Below are 22,946 nucleotides of genomic sequence, written 5' to 3' on the forward strand. Positions count from 1 at the left end.
GACCTTTCGAGGAGAGGAGGGCGCGCCGCCGTTCCGGCCGGTGCGTCGCAGGTCTCCACGATAGGAAGTTCGCGGCTCCATGGCTAGGCCCATGATGACGGCATTTCATGGTGCCACGGGCCGCGTAATTCTCACGATGTCGGCTATCCGTCAGAACCTGCGGTGATCACGTCGGTTGCGTTTGGGGCTGATGAGTTCAGCCACCGCGCATCCCCGGGCAGTGGGCATTCTTCCGTGCGATACCGCCGCCATGCCGCCCCGAACGCCCCCACGCCACGCCTTTCACTCTGTTAGACTTTTTCGCCCATCGCCGCCATCCGGGCTGCGCCGTGCCCGGTTCATTTGCCATGAACGAAACCCGTGCGTCGCATCCGCTCACCGAGGTCCTGCGGGCCTATTGGCAGGCCGATCGCCTGACGTTGCTGACGGTCGTGGCAGTCGTCATCCTGTCGAGCGCGAGCGCGGTTGCCGCGCCTTACCTGTTCTCGCGCTTGATCGATGCGCTGTCGCACCGCGGCGTGCTCCACGCGCTGATCGCGGGCTTCGTGGTCTATGCGGTGCTGCTTGGCCTTTCCAGCACGCTGCAACGCGCGGTTCAGTACCTGGCATTCATGAGCGCGCAGAATCTGGGATTCATCACGAGCACGCGCTTTTTCGAGCGCATCCTGAAGAAGACCACGGCGTTCTTCGTCGAGCACAATCCCGCGGAAATCCAGAGCGCGAACGAGCGTGGCAGCCGGGCGCTGTCGGTGCTCGTGCAACTGGGGCTGATGGACCTGATCCCCGGCACGCTGCAGATCGTGCTGACGCTCGTCACGCTCGGCGCATTGATCAATGTCGAGGTCGTGGCCATCACCGCCGCTTACGGCGCGGTCGCGGTGACGATCGCGATCGTTGCCGCGCGGCGCTCGCGCGCGTTCCTCGATCGTGCGATCGAGGCCGGGCAGGAGAATGCCCGTTTCGTCGGCGGCGCGATCAATGCGATGGAGACGCTTCGGCACTTCGGCAGCCATCGCTGGATGAGCGAACGTTTCTCGGAGAAAGCGCGCGTCGTGCGCGACAACTGGCGCGCGTATGTGCTGCAGCACGTCGTCTATCTCGCGCTGCTGGGTCTCGGTCTTGCGATCCAGTTCTCGGTGACGTTCTGGCTGCTGCTGCCGCGCCATGAGGCGGGGGCGCTGTCGATCGGCGACATCGTGCTGTTCAACACGTTGCTGCTGCAGCTGAACCAGCCGTTCGAAATGATCGCGCGTGCGGTCGACGAGTGCGCACGCTCCCGCGCGGCGCTCGTGCCGTTCGCGGCGCTGTGGACGGCGCCCGAGGAGCGGCAGGTGTCGCACGCGGCGGCGTTCGTGCCGCAGGACGGGCGCATCGTGTTCGACCGCGTCGCCTATGCGTACGACAACGGTCGCGGCGTGACCGACGTCGACTTCGTTGCTGAACGTGGTGCGATTACGTTCCTCGTCGGCGAGACCGGTGCGGGGAAATCCACCGTCTTCAAGCTCGCGCTGAAGTCGATCGAGCCGACCGGCGGGCGCATTCTCGTCGACGGCGTCGATCTCGCGGAGATCGATCGCGCCGACTGGTACGGCGCGGTGGCCGTCGTGCCGCAGGATGTCGTGCTGCTGAACGAGAGCCTGGAAGACAACATCCTGCTCGGCCGGCCGCGCGACGCACGGCGTCTGCAGGAAGCGGCCGCGAAGGCGACGATCCTGACGTTCATCGAGAGCCTGCCGGACGGCTTCCGCACGACGGTGGGCGAGCGCGGGCTGAAGCTGTCAGGCGGCGAGCGCCAGCGCATCGCGATCGCCCGTGCGTTGTACGGCGATCCGACCGTGCTGTTCCTCGACGAAGCGAGTTCCGCGCTCGACGAAGCCACCGAGCGCGACATCATGGAACACGTGCGGCTGCTGGCCCGCGACGTCACGGTCGTGGCAATCACGCATCGGCGCTCGGTCATCGGGCCGGCCGACAAGGTCGTGCGGCTCGGCGACGCGCGTGTGCCTGCGTAGCGCCGCACGGCCGTGCGCGCCGGCCGTCGGCGCTCACCCGCGCAGCGGCGGATTGAGTTGCGCGAACGCCTGCTGGCGGCGATACGGGAAGTACGGATAAGGCGCTTGCGTCGCGCTCGCCGCATCGAGCTTCGCGACCTGCGCATCGGTCAGTGCCCAGCCGACCGCGCCGAGGTTCTGCCGCAGCTGTTCCTCGTTGCGCGCGCCGATGATCACCGACGATACCGTCGGGCGCTGCAGCAGCCAGTTCAGCGCGATCTGCGGCACGGTCTTGCCGGTTTCCTCCGCGATCGCGTCGAGCGCATCGACCACGTCGTACAGGCGCGCGTCGTCGACCGGCGGCCCGAAGCTGGCCGTTTCATGCAGGCGGCTGCCTTCGGGCAGCGGCGCGTTGCGCCGGATCTTGCCGGTGAGCCGGCCCCAGCCGAGCGGGCTCCACACGAGTGCGCCGAGCCCCTGATCGGCGCCGAGCGGCATCAGGTCCCACTCGTAGTCGCGGCCGACGAGCGAGTAGTAGACCTGGTTCGCCACGTAACGCGACCAGCCGTGCCGATCGGCCACCGCCAGCGACTTCATGATCTGCCACCCCGCGAAGTTCGACACGCCGATGTAGCGCAGCTTGCCGGCGCGCACGAGATCGTCGAGCGTCGACATCACTTCCTCGACCGGCGTGCTCGCATCGAATGCGTGGAGTTGCAGCAGGTCGATGTAGTCGGTGTCGAGGCGGCGCAGCGCGTCGTCGACGGCGCGGACCAGCCGCGCGCGCGACGTGCCTGCGTCGTTCGGGCCGCTGCCGGTCGGCAGGCCCGTCTTCGTCGAGATCAGCACCTGGTCGCGACGTCCGTTGATCGCGGCGCCGAGCACGCGCTCGGATTCGCCGTCCGAATACACGTCGGCCGTGTCGAACAGGTTCACGCCGGCGTCGAGGCAGATGTCGATCAGGCGGCGCGCTTCGTCGACACCCGTGTTGCCCCATGCGCTGAACAGCGGGCCGGTGCCGCCGAACGTGCCCGCGCCGAAGCTCAGGACGGGAACCTTGAGGCCGGAGCGGCCGAGGGTGCGGTATTCCATGGCGGGTTTCCTTTGGGTGATCGACGTGTCGACGAGCGGCCGCGTGGCCAGATGTTGCCACACTGTATCGCTTGCGGATATTTCGGATAATTGGGCAGACTTCGAAAATATCGTTCGGAAGGAGCGAATAATGCTGCTCGACAATCTCGCGCTGTTCCTGCGCATCGTGGAGAAGGGCGGACTGGCCGCGGCGGGCCGCGAGTTCGGGCTGTCGCCGGCCACCGTGTCCGAGCGGCTGACCGCGCTCGAGCGCCACTACGGCGCGGCGCTGCTCACGCGCACCACACGCGCGATCAGCCTGACCGACGAAGGCCGCACGCTCGTCGACGGCGCGCGGCGCCTGCTGGCCGAGGCCGATGAGCTCGAAAGCCGCGTGCGGCTCGGCGTGCAGACACTGTCGGGCCCCGTGCGCCTGAGCGCGCCGGCCGATCTCGGACGCGAGCGCGTGGTGCCCGTCGTCGACGCGTTCCTCGCCGAGCATCCGGGCGTTACGGTCGATCTGCATCTGGGTGACGGCTACGTGGATGTCGTCGGGCAGGGGCTCGATTTCGCGATCCGCCGCGGGGTGCTCGCCGACAGCTCGCTGCGCAGCCGTTCGCTCGGCCGCGCGCGGCGCGTGGTGTGCGCGTCGCCCGCGTATCTCGCGGCGCATGGCACGCCGCGGCACCCGGACGATCTCGCCGCGCACGACTGCATCGTGATGCGCTTCGGGCCGAACCTGTATGCCGAATGGCCGTTCAGCATCGATGGCGAACCCCGGCGCGTGACGGTGCGCGGCCGGCGGGTGGCCAATGATGGCGCCCTCGTGCGCGCGTGGTGCGTCGCGGGGTACGGCGTCGCGCTGAAGTCGCTGGTCGACGTCGAACAGGATCTGGCGTCCGGTGCGCTCGTGGAAGTCCTGCGCGCGTTCTCGCCGGGCGACGTCGATTTGCAGATCGTCTATCCGGGCAACGCGGTGCAGCCGCGGCGCGTGCGGGCGCTGATCGACAGGTTGGTGGAGGTGCTGGCAGGCGCGTAAAGGAACGGGCAGGGTTCATGCGATCCGACGAGCGTTGCAGCAGTTTGTTTTGCCACGCTTGCAGCGAAGGCTGGCGTGACGATCCGGCACGCGACGTCGTTGTCGAGATTCACTCAACTTGGTTTCGACCTGCAGGCCGTACACGGTCCACCGGCAAACCCGCTCATTCAATGTTGAATTCGCGGTTCACTCAACGTTGGACTATCTGCTTTGCCGTTCATTCAACCTTGAACTTTCAAGGGCAGCTTGGCCCGTTCGTGCACGGCCGACCGGCTCTCATCGACTGCGGATTCAACCCGTCGATGCAACGAATTGATGAAAGCGCTCCGCCGGTGTATCGAAGTCTAGCGTCTGTCGAGTCGATATATCAGCGGTAAAGATCAAACGTCTCGATAGTTGCGGACTCAGCGTAGGCAAGCGTTATCGGGAAAATATTGGCGTCGCCGAGTGCATTCGCGAGCGCGGTTGCTTGATCTTTCGAGAGATCGACCAGATTGCGATTGAACGAGAAGCATCTGCCTCCTGCCAGCAAAAAGAGTGCGGGGCCAGTGCGATAGCCCAGAAGCGACTGGCCGCCTTTAGTAACCGCCGATACGGTTTGATACAGGTATTTGAACGAGGCGTGTCTTGCTAAGGTCGGAAGCGGAAAGACATACAAGTCTGAGTAACCAACCGCCTCGAGCGCTTGGCTACATTCAATGCGGTCATATCCCAACGCAACCAACGTCTCGATGTCATCCGGCTCGTAGTATGCGCCCCACACTGGATGCAATCGCAAGTCTGCTTCGCTAACGTCAGTGATCTTTTTCAGGCTGAACACGGGGAGCTTGTTCATGTGGATTCAAGGGTATAGGTTCGCGCATCCTCGATTGTTGACGATCTACTTCCCAGTGTCGACCGACCGCTACTGGCCGAACCGAGCCACAGAGCAACCCTGAAGCCGGCGGGGCAGCTTCGACCACAACCTTGAAGTAACGTTAGAGGCCAACGCTGAGTGAACAAAGTTCCATGTAGCGCGAATCTCGACAACGTCGTCCGCTAAAACCGGCGTTCGCTCGATTGCAAACATTTCGTCATTTAGCTAATATTCGAAACGTTAACCGAGCTCCGCACTCTCATGGACGACGTCACCCGCATCAGCGCACTGGCCAACGAAAGCCGCCTGGCCGTGATGCGCTGGCTCAAGCAGCCGCGCAAGCATTTCCCGCCGCAACCGCACGGCGATTTCGACGAACTCGGCGTGTGCTGCACGTACATCACCGAGAAGCTCGGCATCGCGCCGGCCACGACCACGCGCCACATGCGCATCCTCGCGGATGCCGGGCTCGTGCAGGCCACCCGCGTCGGCAAGTTCACGTACTACAAGCGGATCGACGGCGCGCTGCAACAGCTCGGCCGCGATCTTTTGCAACTCTGACTTTCACCGAGGCAACCGACATGGACGAACTTGCATTGCTGGCCGACGCCGATCGGCGCGCGCACGCGTATCTGGCCGCGACGAACGAGCGGCGCGCGTTTCCCGACGCGGCCGCACTGGCCGGCCTGGCGGCGTTCGACGAGCCGCTGCCCGATACGGGCCGCCCGGCCGACGACGTCCTGCGCCTGCTCGACGAGCGCGGCACGCCTGCGACCGTCGCGTCGAATGGCCCGAACTACTTCGGCTTCGTGATCGGCGCCACGCTGCCGGTCGCGGCTGCGGCCGAGCGGTTGATGCTCGCATGGGACCAGTGCGCGTCGTCGTATGCGAATTCACCGGTGGCCGCGACGATCGAGCGCCAGGCCGCGCGCTGGGTCGTCGACGTGCTCGGGTTGCCCGAAGGCAGCGCGGTCGGTTTCGGTACGAGCGCGACGGCCTGCACGCTCGTCGCGCTGGTGGCCGCGCGGCGCGCGCTGCTCGCGCGCAAGGGCTGGGACATCGACGCCGATGGCCTGATCGGCGCGCCCGAAGTGAAGGTCGTGATCTCCGAGCTGGCGCACATCACGGTGAAGAAGGCGCTGCGCGTGCTCGGTTTCGGGATGAAGCGCCTCATCGTCGCACCGGTCGACGTGCACGGCCGGATCGACCCGGCGCAGTTGCCGCCGCTCGACGACATGACGATCCTCTGCGTGCAGGCCGGCGAAGTGAACACAGGCGAGTTCGATCCGTTCGCGGCGCTGATTCCGCCCGCGAAGGCGGCCGGTGCGTGGGTGCACGTCGACGGCGCGTTCGGCCTGTGGGCCCGCGCATCGTCGAAGCGCGCGCTGACGGACGGCATCGACGGCGCGGACAGCTGGACCACCGACGGCCACAAGTGGCTCAACACGCCGTACGACGGCGCGATGGTGATCTGCCGCGACGCGGCCGCGCTCGCGACCGCGATGAACAGCGACGCCGTGTACCTGAGCGGCGCGCAGGACGCGCAGAAGAACCTGAACCTCGAGTTCTCGCGGCGCGCGCGCGGCATTCCCGTGTGGGCTGCATTGCGTTCGCTCGGCCGCGCCGGCGTGGCCACGATGGTCGAGCGGCATTGCGCGCAGGCGGCGCGCGTTGCGGACGGCCTGCGTGCCGCCGGCTACGACGTGCTGAACCGCGTCGTGCTGAACCAGGTGCTCGTGCGCGCCGGCACCGACGACGAAACGGCGGCGATCCTCGCGGCCGCGCAGGCGTCGGGCGACGTGTGGTTCGGCGCGACGGTGTGGCAGGGGCGGCCGGCGTTCCGGATCAGCGTGTCGTCGTGGCGCACCGAAGATGCGCACATCGATCGTCTCGTGGCCTTGCTGACGGAGCTACGCGGCGTGCACGTGCGCTGAGCCACAGCGGCAGCGGCAACGGCAACGGCAACGGCGCGCGGAGGCTCACTCACGCGCACCGCGTTCATCGCGAAGCCGCAGCCGGAGCGGATGATGCGGTTCGCGGCCGCGACCGGCATGCTCACTGCCGCAAACGGCGACGTGTTGCTGTACTGGGGGCGGTTGCTGGGCGGCCCGACGGCGATCACGTCGTCCGGCGGCACGCCGTTCCAGATGAACGGTTTGTTCGAACTGTTCTTCGCGATGCTGCTGCCGTGAGGCGTGATGCGTGAGCGCCATGCGCTCGTCAAGGAATGGAGCCTGTTCGCCGCGCTCTGCGTGCTGGCGACGTTCGAAGCAGAGATGAAGGGCGGGCAACGTGGCGGTGCGTCCCGATCACGACGTACCGCCTGTCGTTGTTCCGTCGAACCGCGCCCTTGCGCGCGGGAAAATATCGGACAATGGCAGGCACGCGCGCCATGCCGGCCCTGGGTGGCTCGCTCGATCGAAGCATGACGCCAACGAGAGAACTCCCCCATGTCGACCCATTCCCCCCGGGAACTGCTGAAGGCCGCCGATATCGCGAAGATGGAACCGACGCGCGCGGTGCATTCGCTGAATCCCAATGCCGTTCGCTTCAAGCGACAACTCAGCGACCTGACCGGCCTGACGCAATTCGGTGTCCACCTGCTCACGCTGATGCCCGGTCACGAATCGGCCGAGTATCACCGTCACCTGTACGAAGAAGAGTTCGTGTACGTGCTGTCCGGCACGGGCGCGGTCACGATCGGCGAGTGCACCGAGGCAATCGGACCCGGCGATTTCCTGGGCTTTCCGCGCGGCGGTGAAGCGCATACGGTGCAGAACACCGGCGATGCGCCGCTGGAGCTGCTCGTGGGCGGGCAGCGGCTCGAACACGACGTCTGCGAGTATCCGCGACTCGGCAAGCGGCTTTATGTCGCCGGTGAGCTCGAAGACTATGTCGATCTGCCGAAGCAGCCTTGATGGCCAATCGTGCATTCAGTACCCCCATTCCACATAAAAGCCGAATCAATTGCATTTTGTTTAGATAAACAAAATAAAAATTCGTAAAAACACGGGGTAGAGAAAACGCGTTTATTTGGGCACGCTTGTGCCCATTATCGGGTCCTGGGCGCCGGTATTTCGACATGCCGGCGCGTCTTTAACCAGGTGCGCGAATACGGAAATAAGTACACGCACCCGGGATTTTCGACCGATCGACCGGGCAAGCGGAATTCATCAAAATCATCCTGACTAGAAGATCAGTAGTTCGAATCAACATCCTGATTCAAGAACGATACGGAGACAGGCGATGTCGAGGAACTGGGGGTGGAGAACGGCGCTGCTGGCGCTGTGCGTTGTCTTGTCTGCCTGCGGCGGGGATGGCGATTCGCCGTCGGTGGCCGCGGCGAACATGTCGGCTGCCGCGCAACCGCAGGGCAATGAAAACGGCAACGAAAACAAAAACGACAACGACAACGGCAACGAAAACGAAAACGACAACGGCAACGACGCGGCAAGGAAAAACGCCGACATTCGCGTCGCGCAATACGTCAATCCGCTGATCGGCACCGACTACGCGACCGACCAGCCGGCCGACCCGGTCGGCTCGGGTCTCGGCGGCGGCACGTTCCCGGGGCCGACGGTGCCGTTCGGGATGATGCAGTGGAGCCCGATGACACCGACCGCCCAATACGACAGCAGCAAGGGCGACGGCTCCGGTTTCTCCGGCGGCTACTGGTACGGCGACACGTCGATCAACGCATTCAGCATCCTGCACCTGAGCGGCACCGGCTGCTGGGCGAACGGTGGCTACCTGAACGTGATGCCGCAGCTCGCGCCTGGCGACGCCGGCGCGCCGGCCAGCTTCAGCCACGCGAACGAAACCGCGCAGGCCGGCTATTACGGCGTCACGCTCGGCAACGGCATCAAGGCGGAGCTGACGACGACGCTGCGCACCGGCTTCGCGCGCTTCACCTATCCGGCACTCGCGCAGGGCCAGCAGGCGACGATCGCGATCGATCCGACCGTGCTGAACAACCGTGCGCAGGGCACGACGAGCGACACGATCAGCCAGGTCGGCGACCGCGCGTTGTCGGGCACGATCGCGGGCGGCGGATTCTGCTGGGCCGGGCATGCGGTGCCCGTCTACTACTACGCGGAATTCAGCCAGCCGTTCGCGGCGAAGCCGGCGCTGTCGAACAACAGCCCGGTGACCGTCACGTTCAATGTCGACCGCAAGCATCCCGACGTGATGATGAAGCTCGGCATTTCGTTCGTCAGCGAAGCGAATGCGAAGGCGAACCTGCGCGCGGAGAATCCGGAAACGGATGCGCAAGGCAGCCGGAACTGGCGTTTCGACAAGGTGCGCGGCGCCGCGAGCGCCGCGTGGAATGCGCGCCTGAACGCGATCCAGGTTACGGGCGGCAGCGACGCCGACAAGACGAAGTTCTACACCGCGCTGTATCACGCGTCGCTGCACCCGAACGTGTTCAACGACGTGAACGGCCAGTACCCGGATTTCTACGCGTCGAGCGGCGCAGCGGCCGCGCCGACACGCCAGGTCGAGAAAGGCCGCACGATGTACGCGAATTTCTCCGGCTGGGACATTGACCGTTCGTTCATCCAGTTGCAGGCGCTGCTCGACCCGGTGCGGACCAGCGACATCGTGCAGTCGCTCGTGCTCGATGCGAAGGCGTGCGGCGCGTTCCCGCGCTGGGCGTACTTCAATACCGAGACGGCCGTGATGCCGGGCGACGCGGGCTCGATCATCGTCGCGAACGCGCATGCGTTCGGCGCGACGAACTTCGATACGCAGGCCGCGCTGTCGATCATGAAGAGCAGCACCGCGCCGGGCGCCGCGTGCGCCGGCACGCCGGTGATGGGCAGCCGCGCGGATTACGACCGGCTCGGCTACGTGCCGTCGTCGGGCTCGGGCGACAACCAGACCGCCTCGAACACGCTCGAATACGCGGTGCGCGATTTCGCGGTGTCGCGCTTCGCGACGGCGCTCGGCGATACGGCGACGGCCGGCACGCTGCTGAAGTCGAGCGGCAACTGGCACAACCTGTTCGACCACGGCGCGATCCAGCCGAAGACGTCGGCCGGCGCCTGGGTCACCGACGGCACCGGCTTCATGGAAGGCAACTCCGAGCAATACACGTGGTACGTGCCGCACGATCTCGCCGGCGTGGTCGCGCAGGCCGGCGGCGCCGCGCCGGTCGTCAAGCGGCTCGACACGTTCTTCACGCACCTGAACATCGGTACCGTGCAGCCGTACTTCTACGTCGGCAACGAAGTGACGATGGCCGTGCCGTGGGTCTATGCGTGGGCCGGTGCGCCGTCGCATACGCAGCGCGTGCTGCATGCGTCGCTCGCGAACGAGTTCGGCACCGGCGCGGCCGGGCTGCCGGGCAACGACGATCTCGGGGCGATCTCGGGCTGGTACGTGTGGGCCGCGCTCGGTCTCTATCCGGTCGTGCCGGGCGTGAGCGGCGTCGCACTGTCGAGCCCGCAGTTCGAGAAGATCACGGTGCGCGTCGGGCAGAAGGACGGCAGCTACCGCCTGCTGCACATCGTCGCGCCGGGCGCCGGCTCGGGCGACAGCGCGTCGTTCTACGTGAAGTCGCTGAAGCTGAACGGCGCACTGTACTCGGCCGCGTGGCTGCCGTTCGAGCAGATCGCGAAGGGCGGGAAGCTGTCGTACGCGATGACGTCCGACGCGAGCGCCGCGACCTGGGGCACCGACGCATCGGCCATGCCGTCGTTCCCGCAGGCGGCCAGCGCGCCGTAACAGACCAGAAGATCAACGAGCGGTTCTTGCCAGCAGGATCGACGCGGAGAGAGGGAGGGACGAACGGATGAAGCTACGTCATGTGGTGGGTATCGGGTGCCTTGCCGTGCTGTCGGGGTGCGGGGGCGATCAGGGTTCGACGGATGCGAGCGTGCTCGCACAGATGTCGAACGCGCAGGGCAGCCAGAACGATCAAGGCAACCAGAACGACCAGGGTGATCGGAACGATCAAGGCGAAAACGGCGGTGCAACCAAACGGTCTGTGCTGCACAGCGTCGACCCGATGATCGGCACTGCGAATCTCGACATCAACGCGGACTGGAGTAGCGGCGTGCGCGGCCACGGCCACGTGTACCCGGGCGCGACCGTGCCGTTCGGGATGGTGCAGCTCGGGCCGGACACGACCGGCGGTGCGCACACGCTGCCGTGGAACTGGGATCGCACGTCGGGCTACCAGTACGACGATCCGTTCATCACCGGCTTTACGCATACGCACCTGTCGGGCACCGGCATCGGCTCGGGCGGCGAAGTGCGGTTCCTGCCGACGCTGGCGCCGGTCGATGCAGCGACGCTGGCGAAGGTCGCCGCCGATGCATCGATCACCTACAACGCATCGTTCAGCCACGACGACGAAACCGCGAGCCCCGGTTATTACCGCGTGAAGATGGCGCCGGTCGGCAGCGGCAACACGCCGTGGAACGTGCAGGGCGCGACGATCCTCGCGGAGATGACGGCCACCACGCATGCGGGCGTGCATCGCTACACGTATTTCCCGAGCGCGGCCGCGCAGAAGCGCAGCATGATCGTCAGCATCGACAACCCGATCGGCGGCTCGACCGCGAGCGGCAAGATCCAGGTCATCGATGCGCAGACGATCGCCGGCTGGGAGATCACGAACAACTGGGCGAACAACAAGCCGACGTATTTCGTCGCGCGTTTCTCGAAGCCGTTCGACACGAAGCACGTCGCGTTCAGTGCGGACGGCTTCAAGGCCTACCTGACGTTCGCCGATGGCCACGACAGCGGCGGCGCGGTCACTGTGAAGGTCGGCATCTCGCCGTCGAGCATCGCGGATGCGCAGGCCAATCTCGCATCGGAAGTGGGTGCGAAGTCGTTCGAACAGGTGCGCGGTGCGGCCGAACGTGTGTGGAGCGCCGCGCTCGACCGGATCCGGATCAAGGGCGGCAGCGCCAACCAGCGGACGATGTTCTACACGTCGCTGTATCGCACGATGCTCGCGCCGACCGTCTACAACAATGCGGACGGCAGCTACGTCGGCACCGATTCGACCAACGACGGCACGACGTCGCCGCCGGCCACGAGCAAGCATGCGAATCCGGGCTTCGACTATTCGTCGACGTTCTCGCTGTGGGACACCTTCCGCGCCGAGTCGCCGTTGATGACGCTGGTTCAGCCCGAGCGCGTCGACGGCTGGGTGAAGTCGCTGCTCACGCAGTTCAGGCAGAACGGCAAGGGCGAGCTGCCGGTGTGGCCGCTCGCGCAGACGGAAACCTTCACGATGGCCGGCCACCCGTCGATCCCGCTGATCGCCGATGCGTACCTGAAGCATCTGACGAGCGCGGGCATCGACGACATCTGGACCGCGCTGACGACCACGCAGAGCGCGAGCGCGCACGGCTTCGACCAGTACCGTCAGAGCGGCTACGTGTACGCCGGCGACAACGCGTCGGTGTCGACGACGCAGGATTACGCGTTCGACGACTGGGCGACGGCGGCAGTCGGCAAGGCGGCGGGCAAGAGCACGGCCGACTACCGGCCCTACCTGCAACGCAGCCAGAACTACCGCAACGTATTCAACCCGGTGCCGAACAACGGCTGGAAGTTTGCGCAGCCGAAGGATTCGCAGGGCAACTGGGTGGCGGGCTTCGATCCGACGGCGGCGGAGAAGACGGACTTCTCCGAATCGAATTCGTGGGTCGATACGTGGAACATCTTCCACGACTTCCCGGGCCTCGTCGCGTTGCTCGGCGGCAAGAGCCAGTTCATCGCGCAGCTCGATCGCACGTTCGATCCGGCGAACCCGCTGACCTTCCTCTACAACCAGGGCTTTCCGGACCTGACCGGCCGCAGCGGCCAGTTCTTCGCCGGCAACGAGCCGGCGAACCACCTGCCGTACCTGTACGACGTCGCGGGCATGCCGTCGAAGACGCAGGATCGCGTGCGCACGGTGATGGACGACATGTACTCGTTGACGCTGACGGCCGGCGATCGCGCGCTGTTGAGCGGCGACAGCCTGAAGGCCGCGCTGGCCGACCCGCGCCGCGTGCGCGATTCGGCGATTCCCGGCAATGACGATTGCGGGCAGTTGTCCGCGTGGTACGTGCTGTCCGCGCTCGGTATCTATTCGCTGAACCCGGTGGGCGGCGTGTTCTACCTCGGCACGCCGCTGTTCGAGGAAGCGACGATCGACATTCCGGTTGCGTCGGCAGGCGGGGACGGAAAGGGCCTGAAGTTCGGCGCGACGCGGCGCTTCAGGGTGACCGCGCATACGGCCGGCGGCGGCGCGCCGTCATCGGTGAATCGTTACGTCCAGTCGGTCAGCCTGAACGGCACGCCGCTGCATCGGCCGTACATCACGTACGACGAGATGAAGGCCGGCGGCACGCTCGACTTCGTGATGGGCGCGACGCCGAACGACGCATGGGTCAGCACCTGGAACGGGCAGGATCCGAACAGCGCGCTCGCGCCGTCGCTGGCGCTGGCCGGCAAGTAGCGGCCGCAAGCGGCCCGTGTGACGCGGGCCGCTTCTCCTTCCCTCCACGTGACGGTGCGGGTCGCGGCCGCGAGGCAGGAAGCGCCCTGCCCGGGGCTCTCTCTTCGGGCCGCGCGGCGGGGATGCCATGCGCCGACGCGGTGCCCGCTTTGGCGGCCAGCACGCGATGCGGGGCGCGACAGCAGGCGACGGCCTCCGTTCCGGCCGGCAACGCGCTCATGCTGCTCCGGCTCGGCATCGAACGGATCCGGCACCGGACGGCCGACCGCTTCGGCCTGGCCGATTCAATCCCGATGGTGGCCGCCGTCACGTTCGTGTCACGGGGCGTCGTCGCGCTTATGATGCGGGAACGCCACTGACAGGGTTCCCCGAAATGGATGCGCCGCTCCCGCCGATATCTGCCCCGATTTCCGAAACGGAACCTGAAACCGAAACCGTCGCCGAGCCGCGCGCGTCGCGGCTACATCGGCCGGTCGCGCTCGTCACCGGTTCGACGTCCGGGATCGGCGCGGCGATCGCGCGCCGTCTCGCGGCGGACGGCTACGCGGTGATCCTGCATTCGCGCAGCTCGGCCGACGTGGGGCGCGCGATGGCGCGCGAACTCGGCGCGGCCTATGTGCAGGCCGACCTCGCCGACGACGCCGAACGCGTGCGGCTGATCCGCGAAGCGGTTGCCGTGCACGGGCGGCTCGACGTGCTCGTCAACAACGCGGGCGTCAGCCGCGTGATTCCGCATGACGACCTCGCTGCGGCGACGCCCGACGTGTGGCGCGAGATGCACGAGATCAACGTGATCGCACCGTTCCGGCTCGTCGCCGAGGCGGAGGCTGCGTTGCGCGAGGCGGCGTCGCACGGGCGGGCCGGCTGCGTGGTGAACGTCAGCTCGCATGCGGGCGTGCGGCCGAAGGGCGCGTCGATTCCGTATGCGGCGGCGAAGGCGGCGCTCAATCACACGACGCGGCTGCTCGCGAAAACGCTCGCGCCGGCGATCCGCGTCAATGCGGTTGCGCCGGGGCTCGTCGATACGCCGCTCACGGCCGACTGGACCGACGCGCAGCAGCTCTGGCGCGAGCGCGCGCCGATGCGCCGTGCGGCGACGCCGGACGACATCGCGCAGACGGTCGCGATGCTCGTCGCGTCCGATTACGTGACGGGCGAGATCGTGATGCTCGACGGGGGAATGAACCTGACGTGAAGCGGAGTCTCGTTGAAGCGTTGAAGCGTTGAAGCGTTGAAGCGTTGAAGCAGTGAAGCAGTGAAGCAGTGAAGCAGTGAAGCAGTGAAGCAGTGAAGCAGCCGCGCATACGCGCGCAGGCATCACGCGCGCGATCGCCGCGACCGCTTCGTAGCTGGCGTGCGTGGATCAGCCGAGGCTCGACCGCAACCGTGCGAGCGCCTGGTCGTGCGTGCGCTCGAACTTCAGCGGCGTGACGGCGACATACCCGTCACCGAGCGCGACCGTTTCCGAATCCGCATCGTCGTCGCGCGGCGAGCGGGCGAGCTTCAGCCAGTGATACTCGATGTCGCGCGGATCGCGCCCCGACACGATCTCGACACCCTGCAGCGTACCGGCGCCCTGGTTCGTCACCTTCAGTCCGCGCACGTCCTGCGCCGGCCGCGGCGGGAAATTCACGTTCAGGCACGCGTCGCTGTCCCAGCCGGCGGCCACGAGCCGGCGAATCACGTCCGGCGCAAGCGCGCGCGCCGTATCCCACGGCACCGCGTTGCGATCGGTGAAGGCCTGGCTCAGCGCGATGGCCGGCACGCCGACCAGCATGCTCGTCATCGCGGCGCCCACCGTGCCGGAAAACACCGTTTCGGTACCGAGGTTCCCGCCGCGATTCACGCCGGACAGCACGATGTCGGGCCGTGCGTCCTTCATCAGATGGCTGATCGCGATCGCGACGCAATCGCCGGGCGTGCCGCGCACCGCGAAGCGGCGCTCGCCCTTGCGATGCACGCGCAGCGGTTCGTGCAGGCTCAGCGAGTGCGACGTGCCGCTCTGGTCTTCCGCCGGTGCGACGATCCACACTTCGCGGGCCAGTTGCGTGGCGACCTGTTCGAGCACGTCGAGGCCGGGGGCATCGAATCCGTCGTCGTTGGTGAGCAGGACACGGTCGAACAGCGGGCGGTTTTCTTGCATCGGGACGATCCTCGCGGAGTTGGGCAATGAGAGGGGAATGCAGCGTGGCGCAAGCCTCAAGGCTAGCATTCCCGCGTGAGGATCGTCGTGTCGCGCGGTGGGCGCGGATGTGAAAACGGGCGCATCGCGCGCCTGTTCGTCGGTGGCTGTGCCGCGGCGTGCGCGGCGGGGCGGAGTCGTTCAGCCGAGCAGGTGCCGCAGCAGGCCGGCCGACACGACGCCGACGATGACAGTCGGCAGGATCGACAGGCGCGTCGCCGCGATCAGCGTGATGGCCAGTGCGAGCAGGTCGGCCGGGCGCGTCGACACGAAGGCCGGCGCGATCACCGAGATCAGCACGCAGCCGGGCACGTTTTCCATCACCGACGCCATCCGCGGGCTCAGCGTGCGGTTGCGCAGCAGCACGTAGCCGAGGATGCGCGACAGATAGGTGGTCGACGCCATCAGCACGATCGTCGCGACCGTGCTGAAATCCGGGAAATCAGGCATCGCGCGGCTCCCACACCAGCGCGGCGATCAGCCCCGCGCAGGCGCCGGCCGCGACGTACCACGCGCCGGGCACGGCCAGGTGCGTGGCCGCGGCGACCACGAGGCTCACGAACCACGGGCGGCTCGCACGCATTCCCTTCCACATCCCGCGCAGCAGCACCAGAAACACGGCCGTGAACGCCATGTCGAAGCCATATTGCTCGACGTTGCCGATCGTCGGGCCGACGGCCGCGCCGAGCGTGGTCATCGAGATCCACGTCAGGTAGAGGCCCATGCAGATGCCCGCGTAATAGGGCACGCTGATGTGCGTGGCCGAGCGGGCCCGGGCGTCGGCGAGCGACATCGCCCAGCTTTCGTCGCACATGAAGAACAGCGCGAAGAACGCGCGGCGGCGCGGCAGGCGGCGGATATACGGCTCGAATGCGGCGCCCATCAGGATGTGGCGCGAATTCACGAGGAACGACATCGCGACGATCAGCGCGATGTGCGGCGGCGACGACCACAGATGGATCGCCGCGAATTCGGAGCCGCCGCCGAAGTTCATGCCGGTCATCATCGGCACTTCGAACAGGCTCAGCCCTTTCTGCGCGGCCTGTGCGCCCAGCACGAGCGCGAACGGCACGAAACCCAGCATGACGGGCAGCGCCGCGCGCAATCCACGGCCCATCTCGGCGACATAGGCGGGCTTGTCGCGAAGCCCTGACGACGTTGAAACGCTACTGCTCATTACTCCTCCTTCGGGGGAGGAATTGTCTGCTTTTTTGACTCGAATCGGGTTGCGTTGTGGCCAGATTTTTCTCAGAATTTGGCATTGAACGCGTGATTTGTGAATTTTTTGGAATCGAATGCCAATGAAACTTGACGCCATCGACCGCCGGATCCTGAGCGCGCTCCAGCGCGACGGCCGCATGCAGAACGTGGAGCTCGCGCATGAGGTCGGGCTGTCGCCGTCGCCGTGCCTGCGGCGTGTGCGCCTCCTCGAGGAAGCCGGCGTGATCGAGAAATACGTGGCCGTGCTGAATCCCGCGAAAGTCGGCAAGGGGCTGACGATCTTCACGCGCGTGTGGCTGAAGGGGCAGGACGCGGAATCGGTGAACCGTTTCGCCGAGGCCGTCCAGCAGATGCCGGAAGTCGTCGAGTGCCACCTGATGGCGGGCGATTGCGATTTCCTGCTGCGCGTCGTCGCGGCCGACATCGACGATTACCGGCGCTTCCAGATGGAATACCTCACGCGTATTCCGGGCGTGCTGAGCGTGAAGACCGACATCCCGATGCAGAAGGTCAAGCTCACGTCGGCGCTGCCGACCTAGCGCAACGCGGGTGCGTGGCTACGAGACGGACGGGTCGACGAACGGTCACGGCTCGGTGACAATCGCCCGATAGACTGACGAATCACACTGCTTCGAGCATGTCGCCCGTGATGTCGCGCGACGTTCGATGCGCAAGCAACTAACGGTCAATGTCGACGCGATCGGGCAGGCGGCGCTGCGCGCCGGGTCGCGCGCTGATGCGGATGCGTTTCTTCTTGTCGGGCCATTCATGCAGCCAATCAACACGCCGTGGAATTCGCTGGAAATCGTCAAGCTCGTGCTCGGCGTGCTGACGCCGTTGTCGGTCGCGTGTCTCGGCTGGCTCGTCGCGCGCCGGCTGAAGCGGCTCGAACTCGTGCAGTGGACCAACCAGCGCTTGATCGAGAAGCGGCTCGCGCTGTACGACGCGGTCGCGCCGCAGCTCAATGCGCTGCTGTGCTTCTACACGTGGATCGGCTACTGGAAGGACATTTCGCCGGACGACGTGATCCGCGCGAAGCGCGAGCTCGACCGCACGTTCCACATCTACCGCTACCTGTTCGACGACGACGTGTACGACGCGTATCACACGTACATCCACGCGCTGTTCGACGTGCATACGGGCCCGGGCCGCGATGCGCGGATCCGCTCGCTGATCCAGGCGCCCGACGGCGATCGCAGCGTGCACGGCGCGTATGAATGGAAACCGGCGTGGTCGGACCGTTTCGCGACAGCGAACGTCGTGCCGAAGGACGACGTGCTGCGGTACTACACACAGTTGATGGAGCGGCTGCGCGTGGCGCTGGGCGCGACACGCTGAAGGCCGCGCGGCGTCCGCGCGCCGGTATCGAAATTCGCCACCCGGCGGCGCGGATATCCGTCCTTGCGCAAGAAGCGGGTGCGGCGCGCGGCGGCGGCTGACATGCTCGCGCCATCTCCACTCGCGCGAGGTCCGTATGGTTGTCGATACCGGCTGCCGGCCGCTCATGATCCGTTCGCCCGACGCGGGCCGGCGGCGTCTCTTCTCCACGGGTGCTCACGATCGGCATGACATGCCGTTGCCGGTCGAGCCTGAGATCGGCGACATCGTCTTCATCCGCGTGACCGTGCGGCCGTTTCTCGAAGTGGCGAGCGCGACGCGCTCGTGGACGAATCATGTCGGGATCGTCATCGGCGAGCGCGGCGGCGAGCCGTTGATTGCGGAGAGCACGTTTCCGTTGTCGCGCGTCACGACGATGTCGCGGTTTCTCGCGCGCTCCGATCGCGGCGCATGCGTGATCGCGCGGCTGAAGCAGCCGCTCGATGCCGCGCAGCGGCGCCGGCTCGTGGAGGCGGCAATGCGCCGGATCGGCGTGGTGTACGACACGGGGTTCAATCTCGCGTCGCGCCGGCAGTTCTGCTCGCGCTTCGTGCGCGAAGTCGTGCGCGATGCGACGCGGATCGTGCTCGGCGACGTCGAGACCTTCGACATGCTGCTGCGCCGGAACCCCGATCATCCGCTCGGCTTCTGGAAGATCTGGTACTTCGGCCGGATTCCGTGGCGCCGCCGCACGGTGACGCCGGCGAGCTTGCTGGGTAGCGGGGCGTTACGGGTGGTGGAGGATACGCGCGAGGGCGTTGAAAACGTGTCCGAAGGTGACGATCCAGATAGCGTATGACTCGAGCGAGCGAGATCACTCACCTTTTGTCACCGGACGACGCCCGCTTGAGCGGCGTATCGAGTGATGGCGCACGCCGGCTCGCCACGAACGCGAGCCGGTGTTACTCCACCGTGGGCGCGCTCGGCTCCGTGCCTTCCACGATATCGGCCGACGCAACGCCGGCCGCTCGCCGCGCGGCAAGCGTTGCATCGAGCGCTGCAAATTCCTCGCGGTTCAGCCGTTCGTATTCAGCGCGCAACTCGGGGTCGGACAATGCGCGCATGCGCAGATCTTCATACGTTCCCGCATCAAACCTCATTCATTCGATTGCACCAGCGTGATTCCCCGACCGGTTCACGACTACTGCCGCCCCGCCACCGCCAACCGCGCCGCCAGCCCCACGAACACCGAACCGAGCAGATATTGCGGCAGCTTCGACGGGCGGCGGCGCGCGCCGATCCGCTGGCTCAGCCGGCTCGCGGACAATATGACCGCGCCGTTCACGACGATCCCGATCAGGTTCAGCACCGTCGCGAGCACGAGAATCTGCACGGCGATCGAACCATACTCGGGCCGCACGAACTGCGGAAACAGCGCGAGCACGAACAGCGCCATCTTCGGATTCAGCAGGTTCGTCGTCAGCCCCTGGCGGAAGATCGTCGCGGTCGAGTGGCGACGCTGCGACGCGACGGGCGACAGTGCGGTTGCATCCGAACGGAACGTCTTCCACGCGAGATACAGCAGATAGGCGGCGCCCGCGAAGCGCACGGCGTCATAGGCGAGCGGCACCGCGACGAAGAGCTGCGACAGCCCGAGCGCGGCCGCGAGCGCGTGACAGTAGGTGCCGGCCTGGATGCCCGCGAGCGTCGCGAAACCTGCGCGCCGGCCCTGGCTCACGCTGCGGGACGCGATCAGCAGCATGTCGGGGCCCGGCGTGGCGGTCAGTGCGAGACACGCGCCGGAGAACAGCGCGAGCGTGGAGAGGTCGATCATGGGCGTCCCTTTCGTGGATGAAGCGTAAAAGGGAGGTCAGTTTAGGAGCGCGCGCGAGGCCGGTCAATCGAACGAACGGACGATGATTCGGCTGGCCGTCGAGGCCGACCGCCAATGCACGTGCGCTGCCCCTGGCACGTCGGCACTACTCGAAATCGCATCAAAGGCGCACACCGATGCAACGACTTGCGCGGTCGATCGCCGCCCCGCTCAAGGTTTGCGGCAGGCCACCTGATAATCGATCACGGTGTTCGCCGACGGCTTGTCCGGCTCGCCACCGACCGTCGTCATGCCGAGCACGCCGGCTGCGTTTCGGTAGCGTAGCGCGCAATAGCCCATGCCGGTGCCCGAACACGCTTCGGCTTCGATGATGCCGTGCTTCGCGAGCGTCGCCGCGCCGTCCGTCGCATCCGGTTTCTCGCGCGGGCGCAGCGGTTGCCAGCCTTTCGCGATCAGGATCCGGCGCGCGACGTCGAGCGGTTTGCCGTACACGTTCGGCACGACCGCGCGGCCCTGGCAGTAAGTGCTTTCAGCCGCGACACGGGTCAGGCGCAGGCCGCCGTTCTCTTCGTGAAGTTCGCCGATGGGCGGCGCCGGGCCGTCGCCGCCCCAGATCAGCAGCGCGCCGTTTTCCAGCCGGTCGGCCGTGCCGAGCTGCCAGCCGGCCTTGCGCGCGGTGTAGCCGAGCGCGACGAGCGTCGTGCCGTCGAACACGCCGACGTTGCCGTTGCGCGCGAAACAGATCGCGCTCGTGCCGGCGCTGAATCCGCTCGCGAACGTGACGACCGTGTAGCGGCCGAGCGGTGCTTCGGACGTCACGATCCAGTCGCGCTTCGCGACTTCACGGCCGGCCGCGGTGGTCGTCTTCGCGCGATAGCGCGTGCAGAACGGGGCGAGCGAGCCGTTCTCAGGCGAGTGCGGCAGCGCACCGAGCGGCACCAGCGACGCACCGGCGATATCGGAGGCCGTCCGCAGCGGATCGGCCGAGGCGGTGCCGCCGAGCGCGGCACACGCAACGGCCGCGATCGAAACGATCGAAGCCGGACGGCGGGCAAAGGGCAACGCAACGAAACGGGCCACGCAGGCTGTCTCCGGGGAAAGGGATACGGGCGCGACGACCGCGGGCTTTCGCCCGCGTGTCGCGGTCGCGCGCACTGTCCGGCAGCGTACCGGCGTGCCGCCGGCGATTCAGCCCTTCGCGACGACGTCGATCCGCAGCGCTTCGCCGCCGTCGACGATTGCCAGCAGGCGATCGACGTTCGGATGCGCGCCCGGGCGGTTGCGTGCGTCGGCCGTATGTTCGGCGAACACCGCGAGGCCGTGCTCGGCGGCTTTCGCGTCGAGCGTGCCGAATGCCTGCTTCAGGTAGTGGTACACCGCGAGCGAGCCTTGCTTGCCCGGCTGGTTCTCGATGGTCGCGACCACGTCGCCGTTCGCGCCGACGAGATCGATGCGCGCGACGCTGTCGATGGCCGGCAGTTGCGCGAGGTTGTCCTTGAATACTGGGGTCGGTTGAATCACTGAAAACACTCCGTCGGTTCGGTCAGGGGCCAATGAGCATGGCCGGCCGTATCTTATCCGATCGGTCTCCCCACACCGGCCGGCACGCGGGCGCCGGCCGTGCGCCGCGCCATCGGCCGGCGGCAACGATCCGGTTCAGCCGGCAGGGGGCATTGCCCCACCGTGCTGGCCATCGCGTTCCACGCCACTACCGCCCGGCGCCGGCCGGCACGCCCGCATCACGCGCGCGCTCGATGTCCGGGCTGCGATACGCGCGCTCGGGAATCTCGGCGAGTCGCGACGCATGCACCTGATGCGGCGTGAGGCCATAGAACTTCTGGAAGCTCATGATCAGCGGCGACCACTTGTCCGGATCGATGCGGTCCGCATGCCCGTCCATCAGCAGGTCGGGATGCACGTGCACGCGCTGGATGCGCAACTCGAACACGCGGATGTGGCCACGCACGTCGGGCGCTTCCTCGCCGATCCCGTGCGTGGCCGCGACGACCGCTTCCATATGCACCGGGCATTCGAGCGCACGCGGCGGCGCGACGGTTTGCGAAGCCGCGGCCGTGAGCCCGGCCGTGCCGAACTTGTCGGGCTCGTACACGTAGCCCTTCGCGCGCTTGCCGTCCGGCACCGGCCAGGTGCCCGTCGTACGCGCGATCCGGTCGACCGCGTGGGCCTGTGCCGACGACGGCAGGTTCAGCACGCACTCGCCGGTGCGCAGCAGGTTGCGGGTGGTCTGCGAACTGGCGGCGATGCCGATCACGCCGCGCCAGCCGAGCCAGAACGCGGACGAGATCGGCGCGAGATTGGCCGTGCCGTCTTCGTTCAGCGTGCTGACCAGCACGACGGGCGTGCCGAAATAGAGGATGTTCGGTTCGGTGACGCAATGCGGAGCGTTCATGATCGGTGCCTTCGTTGAGGGATCAGTCCGCATGCTGATCCCGCCGCGGCGGCGCGGCGCTCCGAATCTTGTCGTGTCATTCCGGAAGGTGCGCAGGAACGCCATTTGCGCCGTCAGGACCGCCCGGCATCGCGCGCGCTTTTCCGCTACAGTAGGAAATCGCAGGCCGCGCCCGCCGCGTCGCACGAGCGCGCGCGGCCCTGGTCGCCAACGTACACGAGGGCTTGATGGATACCGAGCAACGCTACACCGCCAACGCGCCGACGCGCGCGGAAGTCGACGCACTGGGCGGCCCGACCGTCATCGAATTCGGCGCGAACTGGTGCGGGATCTGCGCGGGCGCGCAGCCGGCGATCGTCGCGTCGTTTTCCGCGCATCCCGCCGTGCGGCACCTGAAGATCGAGGATGGCCCGGGCCGCCCGCTCGGCCGCTCGTTCGGCGTGAAGCTGTGGCCCACCCTGGTGTTCCTGCGCGATGGCGTCGAAGTCGCGCGCGTCGTGCGGCCTGCCGACGCGAAGCAGATCGAAGCCGACGGCTTCGCCGCGCTGGCCTGAGGTCACGACG

At 66.8% G+C, this 22,946-nt stretch carries 24 protein-coding genes; 14 read left to right on the plus strand and 10 right to left on the minus strand.

What is annotated here, in order from left to right; all coding sequences use genetic code 11:
• Nucleotides 1-347 precede the first annotated feature (347 nt).
• Complete coding sequence (locus LXE91_RS26470) at nucleotides 348-2,012, plus strand: ABC transporter ATP-binding protein (RefSeq protein ID WP_039369698.1); 1,665 nt, start codon at nucleotides 348-350, stop codon at nucleotides 2,010-2,012.
• Nucleotides 2,013-2,045: 33 nt separating this feature from the next.
• Here LXE91_RS26470 and LXE91_RS26475 read toward each other — a convergent pair whose 3' ends face one another.
• A complete protein-coding gene (locus LXE91_RS26475) occupies nucleotides 2,046-3,083 on the minus strand; it encodes an aldo/keto reductase (protein ID WP_039369701.1) in 1,038 nt (345 codons plus the stop codon).
• A 130-nt stretch (nucleotides 3,084-3,213) separates the two neighbouring features.
• Here LXE91_RS26475 and LXE91_RS26480 point away from each other — a divergent pair, with 130 nt between their 5' ends.
• The gene (locus LXE91_RS26480) at nucleotides 3,214-4,101 is read left to right on the plus strand and encodes a LysR family transcriptional regulator (RefSeq protein WP_039369704.1); all 888 of its coding nucleotides are present in this window, start codon (nucleotides 3,214-3,216) and stop codon (nucleotides 4,099-4,101) included.
• Between the two features lie 367 nt (nucleotides 4,102-4,468).
• On the opposite strand, the gene LXE91_RS26485 is transcribed toward LXE91_RS26480, so the two are convergent.
• Nucleotides 4,469-4,936: a UBA domain-containing protein gene (locus LXE91_RS26485; RefSeq protein ID WP_039369707.1), complete on the minus strand. Its 468-nt coding sequence runs from the start codon at nucleotides 4,934-4,936 to the stop codon at nucleotides 4,469-4,471.
• Between the two features lie 282 nt (nucleotides 4,937-5,218).
• Between LXE91_RS26485 and LXE91_RS26490 the strand changes: the two genes are divergently transcribed.
• From LXE91_RS26490 to LXE91_RS26525, 8 genes are all read left to right on the plus strand, one after another.
• Entirely contained in the window at nucleotides 5,219-5,518 is a 300-nt protein-coding gene (locus LXE91_RS26490) for an ArsR/SmtB family transcription factor (protein ID WP_039369710.1), read from the plus strand.
• Nucleotides 5,519-5,538: 20 nt separating this feature from the next.
• Complete coding sequence (locus tag LXE91_RS26495) at nucleotides 5,539-6,891, plus strand: pyridoxal phosphate-dependent decarboxylase family protein (RefSeq protein ID WP_039369712.1); 1,353 nt, start codon at nucleotides 5,539-5,541, stop codon at nucleotides 6,889-6,891.
• Nucleotides 6,892-7,008: 117 nt separating this feature from the next.
• Nucleotides 7,009-7,149: a hypothetical protein gene (locus LXE91_RS26500; RefSeq protein WP_157644926.1), complete on the plus strand. Its 141-nt coding sequence runs from the start codon at nucleotides 7,009-7,011 to the stop codon at nucleotides 7,147-7,149.
• 258 nt (nucleotides 7,150-7,407) lie between these two features.
• Nucleotides 7,408-7,875, plus strand: coding sequence for a cupin domain-containing protein (locus tag LXE91_RS26505; RefSeq protein ID WP_039369713.1), 468 nt, complete (start codon nucleotides 7,408-7,410; stop codon nucleotides 7,873-7,875).
• Between the two features lie 328 nt (nucleotides 7,876-8,203).
• Nucleotides 8,204-10,684: a GH92 family glycosyl hydrolase gene (locus tag LXE91_RS26510; RefSeq protein ID WP_039369715.1), complete on the plus strand. Its 2,481-nt coding sequence runs from the start codon at nucleotides 8,204-8,206 to the stop codon at nucleotides 10,682-10,684.
• A 67-nt stretch (nucleotides 10,685-10,751) separates the two neighbouring features.
• Entirely contained in the window at nucleotides 10,752-13,418 is a 2,667-nt protein-coding gene (locus tag LXE91_RS26515; RefSeq protein WP_039369717.1) for a GH92 family glycosyl hydrolase, read from the plus strand.
• A 218-nt stretch (nucleotides 13,419-13,636) separates the two neighbouring features.
• A complete protein-coding gene (locus LXE91_RS26520) occupies nucleotides 13,637-13,777 on the plus strand; it encodes a hypothetical protein (RefSeq protein ID WP_157644927.1) in 141 nt (46 codons plus the stop codon).
• A 14-nt stretch (nucleotides 13,778-13,791) separates the two neighbouring features.
• On the plus strand, nucleotides 13,792-14,613 hold the full coding sequence (locus LXE91_RS26525; RefSeq protein WP_039369719.1) for an SDR family NAD(P)-dependent oxidoreductase: 822 nt from the start codon (nucleotides 13,792-13,794) through the stop codon (nucleotides 14,611-14,613).
• A 168-nt stretch (nucleotides 14,614-14,781) separates the two neighbouring features.
• Here the strand turns inward: LXE91_RS26525 and surE are convergent, their stop codons facing one another.
• From surE to LXE91_RS26540, 3 genes are all read right to left on the minus strand, one after another.
• Nucleotides 14,782-15,561 (minus strand): 5'/3'-nucleotidase SurE, encoded by a 780-nt coding sequence (surE, locus tag LXE91_RS26530; protein ID WP_039369721.1) that lies wholly within the window; start codon nucleotides 15,559-15,561, stop codon nucleotides 14,782-14,784.
• A 180-nt stretch (nucleotides 15,562-15,741) separates the two neighbouring features.
• Nucleotides 15,742-16,050, minus strand: coding sequence for an AzlD family protein (locus LXE91_RS26535; protein ID WP_011356491.1), 309 nt, complete (start codon nucleotides 16,048-16,050; stop codon nucleotides 15,742-15,744).
• Nucleotides 16,043-16,777 carry an AzlC family ABC transporter permease gene (locus LXE91_RS26540; protein WP_039369722.1) on the minus strand — a complete coding sequence of 245 codons (735 nt, stop codon included), beginning with the start codon at nucleotides 16,775-16,777 and terminating at the stop codon, nucleotides 16,043-16,045. The genes LXE91_RS26535 and LXE91_RS26540 overlap by 8 nt, the downstream gene beginning before the upstream one ends.
• A 124-nt stretch (nucleotides 16,778-16,901) precedes the next feature.
• Here LXE91_RS26540 and LXE91_RS26545 point away from each other — a divergent pair, with 124 nt between their 5' ends.
• From LXE91_RS26545 to LXE91_RS26555, 3 genes are all read left to right on the plus strand, one after another.
• The gene (locus LXE91_RS26545; RefSeq protein ID WP_006486309.1) at nucleotides 16,902-17,360 is read left to right on the plus strand and encodes an Lrp/AsnC family transcriptional regulator; all 459 of its coding nucleotides are present in this window, start codon (nucleotides 16,902-16,904) and stop codon (nucleotides 17,358-17,360) included.
• Between the two features lie 229 nt (nucleotides 17,361-17,589).
• The gene (locus LXE91_RS26550; protein WP_039369798.1) at nucleotides 17,590-18,159 is read left to right on the plus strand and encodes a hypothetical protein; all 570 of its coding nucleotides are present in this window, start codon (nucleotides 17,590-17,592) and stop codon (nucleotides 18,157-18,159) included.
• Nucleotides 18,160-18,295: 136 nt separating this feature from the next.
• Nucleotides 18,296-18,997 carry a YebB family permuted papain-like enzyme gene (locus tag LXE91_RS26555; protein WP_039369730.1) on the plus strand — a complete coding sequence of 234 codons (702 nt, stop codon included), beginning with the start codon at nucleotides 18,296-18,298 and terminating at the stop codon, nucleotides 18,995-18,997.
• A gap of 103 nt (nucleotides 18,998-19,100) precedes the next feature.
• Here the strand turns inward: LXE91_RS26555 and LXE91_RS26560 are convergent, their stop codons facing one another.
• The 5 genes from LXE91_RS26560 to LXE91_RS26580 all read right to left on the minus strand — a co-directional run bounded on the left by LXE91_RS26560 (nucleotide 19,101) and on the right by LXE91_RS26580 (nucleotide 22,382).
• Nucleotides 19,101-19,262 carry a hypothetical protein gene (locus tag LXE91_RS26560; protein WP_223274336.1) on the minus strand — a complete coding sequence of 54 codons (162 nt, stop codon included), beginning with the start codon at nucleotides 19,260-19,262 and terminating at the stop codon, nucleotides 19,101-19,103.
• A 77-nt stretch (nucleotides 19,263-19,339) separates the two neighbouring features.
• Nucleotides 19,340-19,972: a LysE family translocator gene (locus LXE91_RS26565; protein ID WP_039369732.1), complete on the minus strand. Its 633-nt coding sequence runs from the start codon at nucleotides 19,970-19,972 to the stop codon at nucleotides 19,340-19,342.
• A 210-nt stretch (nucleotides 19,973-20,182) separates the two neighbouring features.
• Complete coding sequence (locus LXE91_RS26570; protein WP_039369735.1) at nucleotides 20,183-21,052, minus strand: PASTA domain-containing protein; 870 nt, start codon at nucleotides 21,050-21,052, stop codon at nucleotides 20,183-20,185.
• Nucleotides 21,053-21,160: 108 nt separating this feature from the next.
• The gene (locus LXE91_RS26575; RefSeq protein ID WP_039369736.1) at nucleotides 21,161-21,493 is read right to left on the minus strand and encodes a DUF2322 family protein; all 333 of its coding nucleotides are present in this window, start codon (nucleotides 21,491-21,493) and stop codon (nucleotides 21,161-21,163) included.
• Between the two features lie 187 nt (nucleotides 21,494-21,680).
• A complete protein-coding gene (locus tag LXE91_RS26580; protein ID WP_039369739.1) occupies nucleotides 21,681-22,382 on the minus strand; it encodes a flavin reductase family protein in 702 nt (233 codons plus the stop codon).
• Between the two features lie 227 nt (nucleotides 22,383-22,609).
• Here LXE91_RS26580 and LXE91_RS26585 point away from each other — a divergent pair, with 227 nt between their 5' ends.
• Nucleotides 22,610-22,936, plus strand: coding sequence for a thioredoxin family protein (locus LXE91_RS26585; protein WP_039369742.1), 327 nt, complete (start codon nucleotides 22,610-22,612; stop codon nucleotides 22,934-22,936).
• The last annotated feature ends 10 nt before the right edge of the window (nucleotides 22,937-22,946 follow it).

It is taken from the genome of Burkholderia contaminans (assembly GCF_029633825.1).
Lineage (GTDB): Bacteria > Pseudomonadota > Gammaproteobacteria > Burkholderiales > Burkholderiaceae > Burkholderia > Burkholderia contaminans.

What these genes read in the sequence shown, in the direction of transcription:
- LXE91_RS26470 (WP_039369698.1), top strand. Translation starts at nt 348, where the DNA reads ATGAACGAAACCCGTGCGTCGCATCCGCTCACCGAGGTCCTGCGGGCC.
- LXE91_RS26475 (WP_039369701.1), bottom strand. Translation starts at nt 3,083, where the DNA reads ATGGAATACCGCACCCTCGGCCGCTCCGGCCTCAAGGTTCCCGTCCTG.
- LXE91_RS26480 (WP_039369704.1), top strand. Translation starts at nt 3,214, where the DNA reads ATGCTGCTCGACAATCTCGCGCTGTTCCTGCGCATCGTGGAGAAGGGC.
- LXE91_RS26485 (WP_039369707.1), bottom strand. Translation starts at nt 4,936, where the DNA reads ATGAACAAGCTCCCCGTGTTCAGCCTGAAAAAGATCACTGACGTTAGC.
- LXE91_RS26490 (WP_039369710.1), top strand. Translation starts at nt 5,219, where the DNA reads ATGGACGACGTCACCCGCATCAGCGCACTGGCCAACGAAAGCCGCCTG.
- LXE91_RS26495 (WP_039369712.1), top strand. Translation starts at nt 5,539, where the DNA reads ATGGACGAACTTGCATTGCTGGCCGACGCCGATCGGCGCGCGCACGCG.
- LXE91_RS26500 (WP_157644926.1), top strand. Translation starts at nt 7,009, where the DNA reads ATGCTCACTGCCGCAAACGGCGACGTGTTGCTGTACTGGGGGCGGTTG.
- LXE91_RS26505 (WP_039369713.1), top strand. Translation starts at nt 7,408, where the DNA reads ATGTCGACCCATTCCCCCCGGGAACTGCTGAAGGCCGCCGATATCGCG.
- LXE91_RS26510 (WP_039369715.1), top strand. Translation starts at nt 8,204, where the DNA reads ATGTCGAGGAACTGGGGGTGGAGAACGGCGCTGCTGGCGCTGTGCGTT.
- LXE91_RS26515 (WP_039369717.1), top strand. Translation starts at nt 10,752, where the DNA reads ATGAAGCTACGTCATGTGGTGGGTATCGGGTGCCTTGCCGTGCTGTCG.
- LXE91_RS26520 (WP_157644927.1), top strand. Translation starts at nt 13,637, where the DNA reads ATGCTGCTCCGGCTCGGCATCGAACGGATCCGGCACCGGACGGCCGAC.
- LXE91_RS26525 (WP_039369719.1), top strand. Translation starts at nt 13,792, where the DNA reads ATGGATGCGCCGCTCCCGCCGATATCTGCCCCGATTTCCGAAACGGAA.
- surE (WP_039369721.1), bottom strand. Translation starts at nt 15,561, where the DNA reads ATGCAAGAAAACCGCCCGCTGTTCGACCGTGTCCTGCTCACCAACGAC.
- LXE91_RS26535 (WP_011356491.1), bottom strand. Translation starts at nt 16,050, where the DNA reads ATGCCTGATTTCCCGGATTTCAGCACGGTCGCGACGATCGTGCTGATG.
- LXE91_RS26540 (WP_039369722.1), bottom strand. Translation starts at nt 16,777, where the DNA reads ATGAGCAGTAGCGTTTCAACGTCGTCAGGGCTTCGCGACAAGCCCGCC.
- LXE91_RS26545 (WP_006486309.1), top strand. Translation starts at nt 16,902, where the DNA reads ATGAAACTTGACGCCATCGACCGCCGGATCCTGAGCGCGCTCCAGCGC.
- LXE91_RS26550 (WP_039369798.1), top strand. Translation starts at nt 17,590, where the DNA reads ATGCAGCCAATCAACACGCCGTGGAATTCGCTGGAAATCGTCAAGCTC.
- LXE91_RS26555 (WP_039369730.1), top strand. Translation starts at nt 18,296, where the DNA reads ATGGTTGTCGATACCGGCTGCCGGCCGCTCATGATCCGTTCGCCCGAC.
- LXE91_RS26560 (WP_223274336.1), bottom strand. Translation starts at nt 19,262, where the DNA reads ATGCGCGCATTGTCCGACCCCGAGTTGCGCGCTGAATACGAACGGCTG.
- LXE91_RS26565 (WP_039369732.1), bottom strand. Translation starts at nt 19,972, where the DNA reads ATGATCGACCTCTCCACGCTCGCGCTGTTCTCCGGCGCGTGTCTCGCA.
- LXE91_RS26580 (WP_039369739.1), bottom strand. Translation starts at nt 22,382, where the DNA reads ATGAACGCTCCGCATTGCGTCACCGAACCGAACATCCTCTATTTCGGC.
- LXE91_RS26585 (WP_039369742.1), top strand. Translation starts at nt 22,610, where the DNA reads ATGGATACCGAGCAACGCTACACCGCCAACGCGCCGACGCGCGCGGAA.